The sequence below is a fragment of the Blautia sp. An46 genome (assembly GCF_002161645.1).
Lineage (GTDB): Bacteria > Bacillota > Clostridia > Lachnospirales > Lachnospiraceae > Blautia > Blautia ornithocaccae.
This window is the reverse complement of the sequence record NZ_NFIF01000048.1, coordinates 1-1424: the sequence shown is the minus strand read 5'-3', so window position 1 is coordinate 1424 and position 1424 is coordinate 1. Positions and strand designations below refer to the sequence as shown.

The following is a 1424-nucleotide window of genomic DNA, read 5'->3' as shown; positions in this document are numbered from 1 at the left end:
AGACAGGTGGTGCATGGTTGTCGTCAGCTCGTGTCGTGAGATGTTGGGTTAAGTCCCGCAACGAGCGCAACCCCTGTCCTTAGTAGCCAGCAGTAAGATGGGCACTCTAGGGAGACAGCCGGGGATAACCCGGAGGAAGGCGGGGACGACGTCAAATCATCATGCCCCTTATGATTTGGGCTACACACGTGCTACAATGGCGTAAACAAAGGGAAGCGAGCCTGCGAGGGGGAGCGAATCCCAAAAATAACGTCCCAGTTCGGACTGCAGTCTGCAACTCGACTGCACGAAGCTGGAATCGCTAGTAATCGCGGATCAGAATGCCGCGGTGAATACGTTCCCGGGTCTTGTACACACCGCCCGTCACACCATGGGAGTCAGTAACGCCCGAAGTCAGTGACCCAACCGAAAGGAAGGAGCTGCCGAAGGCGGGACGGATGACTGGGGTGAAGTCGTAACAAGGTAGCCGTATCGGAAGGTGCGGCTGGATCACCTCCTTTCTAAGGAAAAGAATGCCTTCTTTCGTCTGGAGCAATCCAGCTAAAGCGGAAGAAGAAGTAGGTATTTGTGTTTCACTGTTGAGTTATCAAGAAAAACTTGGTAACAGCACAAAAGGAAGTTCGACTGCACTAAATTCGAGCTTCGTCGGAGACTCGCTCTCATTATACAATTGAGCAGAGCCCAATTGTCATAAGTTGCAGCGAACAAGTTTCGCGCTAAGTTCAGACTGCGGCAGAGCCTTGTCTTCACTAAGTGCTCAAACTTTCCGGTGGCGATGCGCTTCGGGGAAACACCCGTACCCATCCCGAACACGACGGTTAAGACTGAAGCGGCCGATGATACTATGCTGGAGACGGCATGGGAAAGCAGGTGGCTGCCGGGAACCCCAAAAAAAGAGCCGGGGAAAAGGCGATGAGATAGAACGGCACCATAGAAGGTGTAACCCACATCAGCGGGGAAGCGCTGTTTGGATAGCTGGTTTTACCAGTGATTAGAGGGTATAAAGGCTTGTATCTTCTAATGGCTGATAAAACATCAGTCAGCAGTGTGCCAGCCCGCACATCGGCAGCGAAGCTGCCTCAGTCGCAAGCAGGCACCCTATACAATAAAATATAAAAAGCCATTCCGGAATGCGAGCATTCCAAATGTCATTTTGATTTTATTGCGCACTGTACCTTGAAAACCGCATATGTAAAACATTCATTTCTTGATGATACGTTAAACGTAAGATAGAGACGAAAACGAGGCACTGCGAGAGCAGTGAGAGAAAGAAAACCAACAAGCCGTCTGATGTTAACGCTATAACATCAGAAGAGGCCAAGCAAAAAAGAGCACAGGGCGGATGCCTTGGCACCAAGAGCCGATGAAAGACGTGATAAGCTGCGATAAGCTTCGGGGAGGAGCAAATATCCATTGATCCGGAG

3 rRNA genes are annotated in these 1424 nt (G+C 50.6%); all 3 read left to right on the top strand.

From position 1 onward, the window contains the following. Window positions 1–500 (top strand): 16S ribosomal RNA (locus tag B5G00_RS18400); the annotation flags it as partial. A 265-nt stretch (window positions 501–765) separates the two neighbouring features. Beyond that, window positions 766–883 (top strand): 5S ribosomal RNA (rrf, locus tag B5G00_RS18395). Between the two features lie 432 nt (window positions 884–1315). Next, window positions 1316–1424, top strand: a 23S ribosomal RNA gene (locus B5G00_RS18390); the annotation flags it as partial.